Source organism: Paenibacillus sp. OK060 (assembly GCF_900101205.1).
GTDB lineage: Bacteria > Bacillota > Bacilli > Paenibacillales > Paenibacillaceae > Paenibacillus > Paenibacillus marchantiae.
The window spans coordinates 119,033-131,203 of the sequence record NZ_FNFR01000008.1; the positions used below are offsets into that span (position 1 = coordinate 119,033).

Consider the following 12,171-nt stretch of genomic DNA (forward strand, 5'->3'; position numbering starts at 1 on the left):
TAGAAAAACCCGGCCTATCAGCATTTGCCTGCTACAGCATATGCCGGGCCGGGATCGTCAGTTACTCCAGCTTGCGCCTATATCGTCAGATGACGTAACTCCAATCGGATGAGTACCGGCTGAGGAATTGGCGGGTACGTTCCTGTTTGGGCCGCGCAAATACTTCCTCCGGTGTTCCTTCTTCCACTACGGAACCCCCATCCATGAATACAACTCGATTTGCCACCTCGCGGGCAAAACCCATTTCATGGGTGACAACAATCATGGTGATACCCTCCTGGGCAATCGATCGAATGACCGACAGCACCTCACCTACAAGTTCAGGATCAAGCGCCGAGGTTGGTTCATCGAAAAGAATTACCTCTGGATTCAGTGCCAGCGCCCGAGCAATGCCTACCCGCTGCTGTTGTCCACCTGACAGCATGCTGGGATACTCATTAATTTTGGTGGACAGGCCCACTTGTTCAAGTACACGCAAGGCTCGTTCACGAGCATCGGCTTTGGACATTTTCTGAGCGACGATTAATCCTTCCGTTACGTTATCCAGTACCGTTTTATGTTTGAACAGGTTATAGTGCTGGAACACCATCGCCGTTTTTCGCCGCAACTGCACAATGTCATGTTTGCGGGCATGCTTGCAGTCTACGGTTAATCCGCTGATCTGTACCTTGCCCTCATCGGCACGTTCAAGAAAATTCACACAGCGCAGCAATGTCGTTTTGCCGGACCCGCTCGGTCCAAGAATGGCAACAACATCCCCCTGCTCCACAGTCAGATCAATACCTTTCAACACTTCCTGCTGACCAAAAGATTTGTGTATATTCGTCAGTGATATCATGACACCCCTCCTTTGCTGTACACGGCAACTCTGCGTTCCAGCAAAGCTGTAATCCGTTCGACAATCACCGTCAGACCCCAATAGATCAATGCGGCAGCAATGAAAGCCTCCAGAAATTTCAGACTGACCGAAGCCACCACATCCGCTTTCCCGAGAATATCCATCTGTGATACGGTAAACGCGAGTGTTGATCCATGCAGGAAACCAACAAACATACTGCACAGATTCGGCAGAACCGCACCCACCGCCTGCGGTAAAATAATGCGTCTCATTGCCTGGGAGGTACTCATGCCCACGGCATGTGCAGCTTCCATCTGCCCAGTGTCCACTGCAAGAATACCGGAACGGATAATCTCGGACATATAAGATCCGGCAGTCAACGAGAAGGCGATGAGCACGAACACCAGAATCGGGATGGAGGAAGACTGAAAGGCCCAGCCGTACCGGGCTGCAAGCTTGTCGATGATCAACGGAATCCCGTAATAGATTAGAAACAAGTGCATCAGCATCGGTGTCCCCCGAAAAAACGAAACATAGAAATCAGCGATCCGGTAGACCCAGGGAACCTTATAGATTCGAATTAAAGCAGTAACCAGACCAATGCCAAAGCCTGCGATCAACGGTACAATCGTAATGACGAGTGTTAGTGGCAATGCCTTTAGAATCTGGAAAAAAGATGTATAGATAAAGTTGAAATCAATAGACATTCGCTCACCCCGCTATTCGTTTCAGGCGTTCAGCTCTAACCACTGGCCCAGGGAATTCTTTCTTACGTTCGTGACGCTGGAGTCTGCGTTCTGCGATAGCAAACCCTTTTTCAAGTACAAGCACGATAACATAGTAAACAATCGACAGACTGATATACACTTCAAGTGCATGCGATGTAGCCGAGATCAGCGTTTGCCCCCTGCCCACCATGTCCATGACCCCAATCGAGAAAGCAAGTGACGTATCCTTTAACGAACCAATCAACGTATTCGCCATATTTGGAAAAGCAACGATGAGCGCCTGCGGAACCACAATGCGCCGAAACGACTGAAACGTGGTCAAGCCCGCAGCATAAGCCGCTTCCGTCTGACCCTTGTCCACACTGCGTACAGCTCCGCGAAAGATTTCCGCAAAGGACGCTGCATCACTTAACGCATAAGTCACGATGACAAATACCAGCGGATCGGTCCTGGACAGATCGACGCCTATAGGCTTGAGCAATTCAGGTAATCCGTAATAGACCAGAAACAACTTGATGAGAATCGGTGTGCCCCGCATGAAAGAGACGTACAGGGTCGCGAGCTGGCTCAGCACCGGAATCCGGTATAACCTCGGAACCGCCAGAAGTACACCGCCCACCAAACCGAGCACAATGGAACCGCCCAGTACACTCAGTGTAATATGCAAATATCGCAGCAGTTCAGGGACGAAATCCAGAACTAATGACAGATCGAATGATTTACCCATAACCGTCGCTCACCTTTCTCAACGAACTATTCCTCAACCGTGTAATCGGCTCCCAGCCACTCTGTGCTCAATTTGCTCAATGTTCCATCTTCCTTGATTGATTTGAGCGCTTCATCAATTTTTGTTTTGAGCTCTTCCTCATCCTTGTTCAGAATGAAATACACTTTGGAGTTGGACAGAGCCTCTCCTACAGTCTTTAACTGTGCATCCACCACTTTGTTCTGATAATCGATGGCAAACTGCGTGCTGATGGTTGCATCCACTCGGCCTGTTTTGATCTGGGTATTCGTATCTTCTCCTGCTCCGGAATACACAATGTCGATGGCATTTCCATTCGCTGCATTCCATTTCTCAGCCAGTACAGCCGCATTACTCGTAGCGCCAACAATCAGTTTTTTACCTTTCAGATCCTCGATGGATTTTACATCCTGGTTTTTCTCGCTTACAACGATTTTATTAGGGAAAATGTTATATGCCTCGTCATTAAAAAGGAACTTGGCCTGTCTCTCTTCATTCACTTCCATTTGGTGAGCGATCAGGTCTATTTTCTTCGTTTCAAGACTAAGCAGCAGGTTTTTAAATTCCATTGTACTGAACTCGAATTCATATTCAGGCAATCGTTTATCAATCTCGCGGATCAGTTCTACATCGTACCCCGTCAGCTTGCCATTCTCATCAATAAAGCAAACATTCGGGAATTGAGTACCTGTACCCACAATGATCTTCTTCACTTTATCTTGACCGGACGCAGATGCGGAATCCGATTCATTCGATGCATTGCCTGAACTGCAACCCGCCAGTACCACCAACATAGTAATGAACAGCAATGCTGTCCGGAATTTCTGAATCCCCCATTGATTAACCATTCCCGATCTCCTCCACAGGCTGTTATTTCAGCCAATATGATGTGTACTCCCATTCCTCATCTTTGATTTAACTAACCATTCACACTTGTATAGTCGGAATTAGGTTGAACAAAGAATAGCATCGTATGTCATACCTAGGCAATATATATGTTAATAGGACATCCTGATAACGTTATAGAACTTCTCTATGCTTCACCCGTTCCCTAATCCAAAAGTAAACCAAAAGAAGCGATCCTCCAACCAGGCTGGGGATCGCTTCTTCAATTGCAGATCATATTAAATTCAAATACGCATCTATCTGCGACTAGCCCATTTAATCTTACGAGCTACTTCTATACGCTGCAGTTGCAAGAGTCCGATTCGTTCTTCAAACTTCTTACGTTCATCCGTTGAATGGGCCGCGTGAATCTGGTGGCAGAGACCTGTTAGTTTACTGTTGATATAATCAAATCTCATCCATAATTCTTCTTCAGGTGTGCGCTGCTCCGCTTCCGGCTGAAATATTTTGAGCTGGTGGATAAGGGACTGCTGCCATTCCTGATCCTCGATTTGGATGGCAAAATGCAAAAGATCCAGATAGTCGTCGATTTGCAACGATATACCGCAATCAGGTTTCGTATTCATTAGTCGTCTCTCCTTATTTCAGTTCTTGGCTGGAATCAGTTAGTTCTATTTTACAGGATAGAGCATGGTTTAGGCGAGTCCTGAAACGAGTAAAATTGGAAAAAGTTTTGTCATTTTTACATATAGAAGCTTTCGATGGGCTTATAGACAGATCTGATTCGAGAATTATATTCCAACCATGAATTTCATGATAAAATAACACCAAAATATTAAACCAACTTAACAGGTTGGAATAGTTAATTTTCGTAGAAGGGATTGATCGACCATGACCGAACAATACCGATTGGCAACACTTGAAGATGCCGAACAATTGCAGGCTGTTACCGTTGATGCCTATGAAACGATTCGGGCCCTGAACATTCCTTTTCCAGCCGGACACGCTACACTGGAAGTTATACAGAATAATATTGTACAGCATGAATGCTATATTCTTGAAAAAGCCGGAGAAATCATTGCCACGGTTACCCTTGATCGAGCCGAAGATGTACAGCGGCAAGCCATCAGCCCCTATCCTTTCATCCGCTGGTTCGCGGTAAGTCCGGCCCATAAAAGCCAGGGCTATGGCTCTAAACTATTGGATTGGGTTGAGCAACATATCATTCTACAGAAGCTTGATGCTCCTGCCGTATTTCTGGCAACGGCGACCCGCCATCCCTGGCTTGCTCCCATGTATGAACGGAGGGGATATGAACCTTTTCATCACAAAACGGTACAGACACCTGAACGGCAGGAAGAGATTGTATTTATGGTTAAAACACTCGATCCTTCCCGTTATAAGACGCCTTCTGTTCAAACATGCTGAACAAATAGCGGCTTGGACGAACGTAAACATACATGATATACGATATACGCCGCCTGTGTAAATGAAAACCCGCTCCGAGGAAAGATTCCTTGAGCGGGTTTTTGAATGCTAATCCTTATCGCTTTCACTTTATATAGCCCGCATCATGCCTTCCCGTCGCGCGGCTGTCTGGTTAAGAGCAGCATGATAAACGAAATGATAATAATAGAGCCGGTCCACATCCAGGCCATCGTCTGATTGCCCGAATCCACAGCAACATAGATCGCAGTGGGTACGGTTTGCGTTTTGCCCGGAATATTACCTGCGATCATGAGTGTGGCCCCGAATTCCCCCAGTGCACGAGCGAAACCCAGGATGAACGCCGTCATCAACGCTCTCCCTGCAAGCGGAAGTGAGATATAACGAAATACCTGCCATTCATTCGCTCCGATGGAGCGGCCTGCATCTTCCAGATCCTTATCAATCCCGCTAAAGCCGGATTTCATCGTCTGATATACCAATGGGAATGCAACCACCACCGAGGCAATCACGGCAGCCCACCAGGAGAAAATGACAGGTGCGGAGAAGATGGCTTCAATCCACTGTCCGAGCAGGCTCTTACGCCCCAGTAACACGAGTAAGATGAATCCGACCACGGTCGGCGGAAGCACAAGCGGAAGCATAAATGCCGTTTCCAGAAAAATTTTGCCACGGAACGAGGTACGCGACATCTTCCAGGCCACAGCGATGCCAAACACTGCTGCGATCACACTGGACAGCAACGCAACTTGAAGAGAAAGACGAACCGGTGGCCAGAATACCGCCCAGTCTATTGCGCTCACATTCATTTCGGAATGGAGAACCCGTATTTAGCAAATACATCAAGCACTTCAGGCGTTTGCAAATACGTGTAGAATTGTTCTGCTTCTGTCCGGTGCTTCGTACCTTCAATAATCCCTACTGGATAATTGGCTGGTGTATAGCTGTTCTTGTCCACTTCAAATGCAATTTTCACCTGATCAGAAGTGAGTGCATCCGTTTTGTACACAAACCCCGCATCTGCATTGCCGGTTTCTACATATTGCAGAACCTGTCTGACATCCTTGCCCTGTACAAGCTTACCTTCCAACTGATCCCAAAGTTTGGCATTGGTCAGTGCTTCCTTCGCATAGGTTCCTGCAGGCACACTTTCCGGTATACCAATCGCTACGGTCTTGATAGAATCAGCCGTCAGATCCTTCTCGCTTGTTACGGTATCTGAACGATCCGCTGGAATGATGGCTACCAATGAATTTTGCAGCAAATTCGTCTGATCACCGGATGCAATCAGCTTCTCATCCACGAGCGCGTTCATATTTTTGGTCGCAGCCGATACAAAAACATCTGCTGGCGCGCCTTGTTCAATTTGCTGTTGTAATGCACCGGATGCACCAAAGTTGAAGTTAAGCTCCACATTGGGATTCGCGGCTTCAAAGTTCGTTTCAATTTCCTTCATGGCATCCGTGAGACTGGCTGCCGCTGAGATCGTTAGCTCCACCTTTTCCTGAGGATCTGTTGCCCCAGCCGTTGAACTCTCACCTGATGTCGCTGGTGTTGTACCCGTTTGTTCCATTGCTGTGGATGTATCTTTACTGTCTGTGCTTGCACCACAACCGGCCAATACGAGAGCCATTCCAAGTGACATACTCCCCAACACATATCCAATACTCTTTTTCATCTACTTCTCCCCCGATGTTATGTTTAGTTATAACTATATATAATTAATTATATTTCATTATACATAAGATCATTGAAATAGGAAGGTAGTCTTTGACGTGTCTGTTGATGGGCAAGCCATCGATAGCTGAATTGTGGTGGGCGAGTTTATCCCCTCTGGCTGTTAATGGTATAGTACAAGAGACCCCAGCGTTTATCTGGGATGATGAGCGTTGATGAACGAAACGTTATATGATCTGCACCTTGAAGGAGGATCTTCACTGATGACGGAGGAGCAATCCTATACCACCGAAGAAATATCCAAGCTACTCAAAATATCCAAACTGACGGTCTACGATCTAATTAAAAAGGGAGACCTCGTCGCTTATCGCGTCGGCAAACAAATGCGTGTTGACGCCACCGATCTGGAGGCTTATAAACAGCGCTCCAAGCAGCTTCAATCGCCAGCGCACCGGGCCGCTGTGGATTCAGTTCACCCCACTGAATCTCATTTCGGGACGGGAAGTGATCCGACCAATCATGTCGTTCATTCCGCTGCAAATGCTTCGCCTCTATCCAGAGGGACATTCGCAGCCACTACCTCCATGACGGGCAATCCTTCGCCAGCCCATTCGGCCCGTCATCTGGTCATTACAGGACAGGATGTCAGCCTCGATATTCTCATGCGATATATGGAAAAGCACACACGGGATATTCGTCCACTGCGTTCGTTCATGGGCAGTCTCGATGGCTTGATCTCCATGTACCGTGGGGAATCCGATCTGGTCAGTACCCATCTGCTGGATGGAGATACAGGAGAATATAATCTGCCCTACATTCGCAAAATCCTGATTGGCTGGTCATATGTCGTCGTGAATCTGCTAACACGGCCTGCCGGGCTGTATGTGCAACGAGGTAACCCGCGGGGCTTGCAAAACTGGACAGATCTGAAGCAGCCTGAGCTGCGATTGGCTAACCGGGAGAAAGGGTCGGGTGCACGTGTATTACTGGATGAACAATTGCGTCTGCATGGTATCCCTGCTTCCCAGCTGATTGGGTATGACGTGGAAGAAACCAGTCACATGGGTGTAGCTGCCAAGGTCAGTTCCGGCGAAGCCGATGTAGGGATCGGCAGCGAGAAGGCTGCACGACTTGTCGGTCAGGTTGATTTTATTCCACTTGTTCAGGAACGTTACGATCTGGTCATGCTGAAGAAACAAGGGAACGAAGCGTGGATAGAATCAGTACTGCGCATTCTGCAATCACCGGAATTCAGGCAGGAACTGCAATCATTTGATGGGTATGATGTATCCCGAACGGGTGAAATTTTGTATGAAGTCTAGTGCAATGGCACTTGGATTGCTCATAGGATCGCTAAAAAAAACAGAAGAACCGCCGCTGAAGCTCTGACGGTGGTTCTTCTGTTTTCTCTTCATATTGTAAAGTGATATAAAATAAAATGAATTCCTTATCCCTCACACTATCGTTATCTCGACTTGTCATATACGATACGAGCTACGGCATCATGTTGATGAATGGACTCTTCATTTTTGCAGTCTACCTTAAATTTATTGACCCAGTGCTTCTCATACAGATCTGCCGCCACCAGCCTGACGATATCTTCCACAAATCGCGGGTTCTCATATGCACGTTCCGTGACCCGTTTCTCATCAGGCCTTTTGAGTATGGGGTAAAGACAGCTACTTGCATTGGATTCCGCCACATTCAACAGCTCTTCCTTCCAATAGCCCGGCAGCGCTTCTCCCGGGTTGGCTTGTACCTGGATACGCAATAACCCCCGCTGGTTGTGCGCGCTATATTCGCTGATCTCCTTTGAACATGGGCATAACGTCGTGACCTGTATATGTAAACCTGTTCTCAGAACAGGAGATTTTCCAGCTTCCCAGATGACATGAACCGTAGCCAAAGAATGATTTAGTCCAGACAAACCGGTTACGGGGGCGGTTCGTTCGTAGAACCAGGGATAGGTCACTTTCAGCTCTGCCTTCGCCTGATTCATCTGTTCGGCCATCTGCTGCGTCAGCGCAACGAGATCCGGAATCCGGTCACTTAACCCTTCACCGCGACTGTGCTGAAGCTGCTCCATCAAGCGGCTCATGTTAATGCCTTTCGATTCGCGATCCAGCGAAGTCGTCAGCCGGAACGTTCCGATGCTGGACAATCGAACGGGATCTTTGGCCGAAATGACATCCAAAGGATACTTCACCTGATCAATACCGACTTGCTGCAGCTCAAATAGAAAATCATTTTTGCTATTCTGCAAATCTTGCATCTCTTCTTTCCGTACAGGCTTACCTCCCTGTATCGGATCAACGGAGCCGAATAACCGCAAGCGCTCAGTTTTATCCGGCATGATAAAAGAATCGTTCACTACTCGGCTAATCCTGTTATTCTGTTGTACCTTTTGCATTGCAAACCCTCCCTCCAGCACATATTTGCGTTAAAAACCGCGCATTCAGCGCCAGAACAGACCCGCTTCGTCCCGCTCAACCTGCTCTAGCAGATCTTCAAAATCAGGACAAGGCTCAATAACGTCTACCACATTCCAGCTACTGTGTCCGTCTTTGGCATATACCTTCCACTGATTCTCTTCCCAGTAAAATCGGGCAATATGCAGTTTGTCCCACTGATATCGTTCTTCAGCAGGCCTTTCCTCGGTCAAAATCAGTTCATTGTCATTCATCTCATACGTTAATTTCACCATGGTGCGCAGTGGTGCCGGGACCTTCTCATGGATATAACCGTTCATCACCGATTGAATTCTTCGAATGGTAAACAAGTCCAACATGGAGATCACACCCTTTCATCAACATCGTTATGCAATCCAGTTCCATAGCCATACCAGTATAAATGCACTGCCCAGTGACGTTACGAGCTGTTTGCCTGCCAGTTGCATGGCAAAGACTGCTCCCAACTCCTTGCGAATGGTCCACATCGTCACCAGACATGCCGTTAACGTGGAAGCCAGGTACACAAGAATAAACAGCTGCCCGCCGCTCAAGTCTTCAACGAAGGAACCCTGATCCTGATTCAGCACCAACAATCCGTCTTTTCGCAAAATGGAAAACAGAATGCCGCCTGCGGCATCGCCCGGCAGATGAAAGATCGCAAGTACCGGCGTCAACGCGCCAGTCAGGGCAGACAATATCCTCGTCTGCTCCAGCAACGTAGCCACCACACAAATACCGATGAAAATAGGCATCGCCTGCACGAGAAACTGCTTCATGACAGACCGAACGCGCCAGCTAACAGAGCGCCATGATGGCTTTTGCAGAAAGGTCCGGTTAGCATGTAACGGGAGCGTGTCATCCAGCCGATTTCGATTCCACAGACGTGTATGAATTGCACCCGCAAGTACCAGTACAAGCATATAAGGAAAGAACAGCCACGGCTTGCCGCCGGAACTGAATATGGATAGAGAAGCTCCTATCTGGTAGCTGCAAGCAGAACCGAAGGAAATCATTGAAACACAGGCCTTTCGTGTACAGGAGCTGCAGGTACGGCTCTGGAACACAGCCACGACATTGCACCCAAAACCACTGAGGACCGGAATCAGATCCTTGCCGTTCATGCCGATTTTGCGCATCCACCCATCCAGCGAGTCGGTAATCCGGTCTTTCAGTCCGCTCTCCTCCGTCGCCGCCACACTGAACCCAATCAGGAATACGACCGGAAAGGCCCATATAAACGAATACAAGCCCAGACTAATCATGCCGTAATCTCCAAGCATTATCGCCTGCAGCGGGCTCCATAATCCCGCAGTCATGCGATGGAGCGGTTCAAGAATCCAGGCATCTGCGAGCGGTTGTATCCAGCCGGAGAACAGATAGGCCACATACACCGGTGCTGCAAATAATAATACCAGTGCAGCCAAAGCCACAAAACGTCCCCAAACCGTATGCTCAAACATCGTTGTCTGCGGTTCGTCCACAGGCGATTCAGGAGGTGATGCGAGCTCCGGATGCCTCTTCATTGGTCTGGCGGCAACAATCGCCCGGCATATCAGGTCTTGGGTGTTTCCATCCATTTCCCTTGTATTGAGCGGCAGAACGGAAATGCCCAGACCTTTACGATAATAGTTAACCTGAGCCGATAATCCCGGACCACATTTGTCGGCAAACGTAAGCACCAATACAGCATTTTTTCCTGTGACATCCAGCATACCGAGCAGTAAAGGCAGTTCCTGCACCACATCCGTGCCGCGGATGACCAAGATTACTGTGTCACCAGCTGCGAGCTGATTTAACGTCAGCATGGTCGTGACACTGTCATCCTTCATCCGGATTCCAGGTGTATCGAGTAGTTCAAGCTGGTGCTCAAGCAACTCCGCCCTGCGGACGGTCACCGTGGAGCCCCGAACATTGGATTCCTCGCCTCTATCTCTGCCCGTAAGTCCCCGAAACAGAGCCGATTTGCCCGCGGATTCGAAGCCAACCAGCACCACTTTACGAAGTTCTTCGGGTTGCTCCACAACCGAATTCAGCATGTGCAGTCTTCACCGCAGCAGGACAGATCATCAAGAAACATGCCTTCATTGCGATAGGTTTCCAGCGGAGCCAGATCCAGCCCGAGCCTCTCACCCATGGCCTGAGCCACAACCGCAAAGCGCTGTCTGAATTTATAAATGAAGCAAAATTGGAGTTGACCATGCATGACCTGTGGTCCAGTAATGAACAGTCCGGGGGCAATCGTCGATTCATCCGCCGCTCCCAATTGCAGCTGACCTTCCTTGTTGCGCTCGACGAGATTCTCAATCAGGTGCAAACTGCTGCGGAACCCGGTCGCCAGAATAGGAGCCTGACCCGTCTTAAGCAATCGGGACTCTCCGGAATCGTTCTCGCAATAGAGAACATAACCGCCCGGTTCATCCGGTTCAATCCACTTGACCTCATAACCTTGCATCATGTGTATTCGCATATCCATCATCGCCGCGCGCAGGCGATCCTTCGTATAGGGGCTTAGTTCCACACTTGGATCACTGCTGCCCTTGGCGAGTCCTCGTCCATTACGGTCGATTACCGTTACGTTTTTCCCCAGTTTACTCAGGTGAATAGCTGCATCCACACCGCTCTCATAGCCACCAACGATGACACATTCTTCTCCCTGAACCGCCGTCCAGCTGGAAAATAAACTGCTGTGCACACCATACTCAGCCCCAGGAAACCGGTCCAGTCTCGGATATTGAAATTCACCTGCTGCCCAGATGACATAGCGTGTCCACAGTTGTCCATTGGATGTCACGACCCTGAAGCCTTTCTCCTCCGGAATAACCTCCGAAACATCTACTCCCGTTTGCACAGGCAATTTCTTGAACTGGCTCACCACCTGCAAATACTTCGCATACTCCAACCCTGTCGGGTGTTCTGTTCCCAGTGTGTACGCTGGAGACGTATTCAAAGCCACGGCGTTCAGATCCATCATGCCGTAGGCATTGCTTGTGAACGAAGGGGTGATCAGACGCATTTCCTCCGGCCACGCCAGAAAAGTTGCCCCCACCTCACTGCGTTCCAGCACAGTAAAACGAGGCATTCCCAGATCCTGCAGGACAGAGGCCATGCCGATCCCCGCTGGCCCCCCTCCAACAATTACACAATCATAATCAAATGGATCATGCATGTGTCTTACCAGCTTGACTTCGTGACGCCCGGAATTTGCCCTTGATGAGCCAGCTCACGGAACACAATCCGCGATACCTTGAACTTGCGCAAATATCCTCTCGGACGGCCTGTCAGTTCACAGCGATTTTTCAATCGGGTTGGGGAAGCATTGCGCGGCAGTTTCTGCAGCGCTTCATAATCCCCTTTTTCTTTCAGTTCCCGGCGCAGCTCCGCATATTTGGCTACGGTTGCCTGACGTTGTTTTTCACGTACCACTTTTGATTTTTTGGCCAT

The 12,171-nt window shown here is 48.7% G+C and carries 14 protein-coding genes; 2 read left to right on the forward strand and 12 right to left on the reverse strand.

What is annotated here, in order from left to right:
- Positions 1 to 85 precede the first annotated feature (85 nt).
- The 5 genes from BLS14_RS25895 to BLS14_RS25915 all read right to left on the reverse strand — a co-directional run bounded on the left by BLS14_RS25895 (position 86) and on the right by BLS14_RS25915 (position 3,783).
- Entirely contained in the window at positions 86 to 838 is a 753-nt protein-coding gene (locus BLS14_RS25895) for an amino acid ABC transporter ATP-binding protein (protein WP_063566663.1), read from the reverse strand.
- Positions 835 to 1,545 carry an amino acid ABC transporter permease gene (locus tag BLS14_RS25900; protein ID WP_063566662.1) on the reverse strand — a complete coding sequence of 237 codons (711 nt, stop codon included), beginning with the start codon at positions 1,543 to 1,545 and terminating at the stop codon, positions 835 to 837. Before BLS14_RS25900 ends, BLS14_RS25895 begins: the two co-directional genes overlap by 4 nt.
- A gap of 4 nt (positions 1,546 to 1,549) precedes the next feature.
- Positions 1,550 to 2,293, reverse strand: a complete 744-nt coding sequence (locus BLS14_RS25905) for an amino acid ABC transporter permease (protein WP_072735444.1) — start codon at positions 2,291 to 2,293, stop codon at positions 1,550 to 1,552.
- A gap of 26 nt (positions 2,294 to 2,319) precedes the next feature.
- On the reverse strand, positions 2,320 to 3,159 hold the full coding sequence (locus tag BLS14_RS25910; RefSeq protein ID WP_063566660.1) for a transporter substrate-binding domain-containing protein: 840 nt from the start codon (positions 3,157 to 3,159) through the stop codon (positions 2,320 to 2,322).
- Between the two features lie 294 nt (positions 3,160 to 3,453).
- On the reverse strand, positions 3,454 to 3,783 hold the full coding sequence (locus BLS14_RS25915; RefSeq protein ID WP_063566659.1) for a hypothetical protein: 330 nt from the start codon (positions 3,781 to 3,783) through the stop codon (positions 3,454 to 3,456).
- A gap of 283 nt (positions 3,784 to 4,066) precedes the next feature.
- Between BLS14_RS25915 and BLS14_RS25920 the strand changes: the two genes are divergently transcribed.
- On the forward strand, positions 4,067 to 4,585 hold the full coding sequence (locus BLS14_RS25920) for a GNAT family N-acetyltransferase (RefSeq protein WP_256336677.1): 519 nt from the start codon (positions 4,067 to 4,069) through the stop codon (positions 4,583 to 4,585).
- 143 nt (positions 4,586 to 4,728) lie between these two features.
- On the opposite strand, the gene modB is transcribed toward BLS14_RS25920, so the two are convergent.
- Both modB and modA read right to left on the reverse strand, forming a co-directional pair.
- Positions 4,729 to 5,412: a molybdate ABC transporter permease subunit gene (gene modB, locus BLS14_RS25925; RefSeq protein ID WP_170867947.1), complete on the reverse strand. Its 684-nt coding sequence runs from the start codon at positions 5,410 to 5,412 to the stop codon at positions 4,729 to 4,731.
- Positions 5,409 to 6,281 (reverse strand): molybdate ABC transporter substrate-binding protein, encoded by an 873-nt coding sequence (modA, locus tag BLS14_RS25930; protein ID WP_090954636.1) that lies wholly within the window; start codon positions 6,279 to 6,281, stop codon positions 5,409 to 5,411. Before modA ends, modB begins: the two co-directional genes overlap by 4 nt.
- Positions 6,282 to 6,543: 262 nt before the next feature.
- On the opposite strand from modA, the gene BLS14_RS25935 reads away from it, so the two are divergent.
- Positions 6,544 to 7,602, forward strand: coding sequence for a substrate-binding domain-containing protein (locus BLS14_RS25935; protein WP_090954729.1), 1,059 nt, complete (start codon positions 6,544 to 6,546; stop codon positions 7,600 to 7,602).
- Positions 7,603 to 7,745: 143 nt separating this feature from the next.
- On the opposite strand, the gene folE2 is transcribed toward BLS14_RS25935, so the two are convergent.
- From folE2 to rpsN, 5 genes are read right to left on the reverse strand one after another with little or no spacing between them, the layout of a single operon-like run.
- Positions 7,746 to 8,690 (reverse strand): GTP cyclohydrolase FolE2, encoded by a 945-nt coding sequence (folE2, locus tag BLS14_RS25940; RefSeq protein ID WP_176854757.1) that lies wholly within the window; start codon positions 8,688 to 8,690, stop codon positions 7,746 to 7,748.
- 45 nt (positions 8,691 to 8,735) lie between these two features.
- Positions 8,736 to 9,068 carry a DUF3024 domain-containing protein gene (locus BLS14_RS25945; RefSeq protein ID WP_090954638.1) on the reverse strand — a complete coding sequence of 111 codons (333 nt, stop codon included), beginning with the start codon at positions 9,066 to 9,068 and terminating at the stop codon, positions 8,736 to 8,738.
- Between the two features lie 27 nt (positions 9,069 to 9,095).
- Positions 9,096 to 10,766, reverse strand: a complete 1,671-nt coding sequence (locus BLS14_RS25950) for a nucleoside recognition domain-containing protein (protein ID WP_090954640.1) — start codon at positions 10,764 to 10,766, stop codon at positions 9,096 to 9,098.
- Entirely contained in the window at positions 10,760 to 11,896 is a 1,137-nt protein-coding gene (locus BLS14_RS25955; protein WP_090954642.1) for an NAD(P)/FAD-dependent oxidoreductase, read from the reverse strand. The genes BLS14_RS25950 and BLS14_RS25955 overlap by 7 nt, the downstream gene beginning before the upstream one ends.
- A 5-nt stretch (positions 11,897 to 11,901) precedes the next feature.
- Positions 11,902 to 12,171 (reverse strand): 30S ribosomal protein S14, encoded by a 270-nt coding sequence (gene rpsN / locus BLS14_RS25960; RefSeq protein WP_063566651.1) that lies wholly within the window; start codon positions 12,169 to 12,171, stop codon positions 11,902 to 11,904.

What these genes read in the sequence shown, in the direction of transcription:
- BLS14_RS25955 (WP_090954642.1), bottom strand. Translation starts at nt 11,896, where the DNA reads ATGCATGATCCATTTGATTATGATTGTGTAATTGTTGGAGGGGGGCCA.
- BLS14_RS25895 (WP_063566663.1), bottom strand. Translation starts at nt 838, where the DNA reads ATGATATCACTGACGAATATACACAAATCTTTTGGTCAGCAGGAAGTG.
- BLS14_RS25950 (WP_090954640.1), bottom strand. Translation starts at nt 10,766, where the DNA reads ATGCTGAATTCGGTTGTGGAGCAACCCGAAGAACTTCGTAAAGTGGTG.
- BLS14_RS25935 (WP_090954729.1), top strand. Translation starts at nt 6,544, where the DNA reads ATGACGGAGGAGCAATCCTATACCACCGAAGAAATATCCAAGCTACTC.
- BLS14_RS25945 (WP_090954638.1), bottom strand. Translation starts at nt 9,068, where the DNA reads ATGTTGGACTTGTTTACCATTCGAAGAATTCAATCGGTGATGAACGGT.
- BLS14_RS25905 (WP_072735444.1), bottom strand. Translation starts at nt 2,293, where the DNA reads ATGGGTAAATCATTCGATCTGTCATTAGTTCTGGATTTCGTCCCTGAA.
- BLS14_RS25900 (WP_063566662.1), bottom strand. Translation starts at nt 1,545, where the DNA reads ATGTCTATTGATTTCAACTTTATCTATACATCTTTTTTCCAGATTCTA.
- folE2 (WP_176854757.1), bottom strand. Translation starts at nt 8,690, where the DNA reads ATGCAAAAGGTACAACAGAATAACAGGATTAGCCGAGTAGTGAACGAT.
- BLS14_RS25910 (WP_063566660.1), bottom strand. Translation starts at nt 3,159, where the DNA reads ATGGTTAATCAATGGGGGATTCAGAAATTCCGGACAGCATTGCTGTTC.
- BLS14_RS25915 (WP_063566659.1), bottom strand. Translation starts at nt 3,783, where the DNA reads ATGAATACGAAACCTGATTGCGGTATATCGTTGCAAATCGACGACTAT.
- modB (WP_170867947.1), bottom strand. Translation starts at nt 5,412, where the DNA reads ATGAATGTGAGCGCAATAGACTGGGCGGTATTCTGGCCACCGGTTCGT.
- rpsN (WP_063566651.1), bottom strand. Translation starts at nt 12,171, where the DNA reads ATGGCCAAAAAATCAAAAGTGGTACGTGAAAAACAACGTCAGGCAACC.
- modA (WP_090954636.1), bottom strand. Translation starts at nt 6,281, where the DNA reads ATGAAAAAGAGTATTGGATATGTGTTGGGGAGTATGTCACTTGGAATG.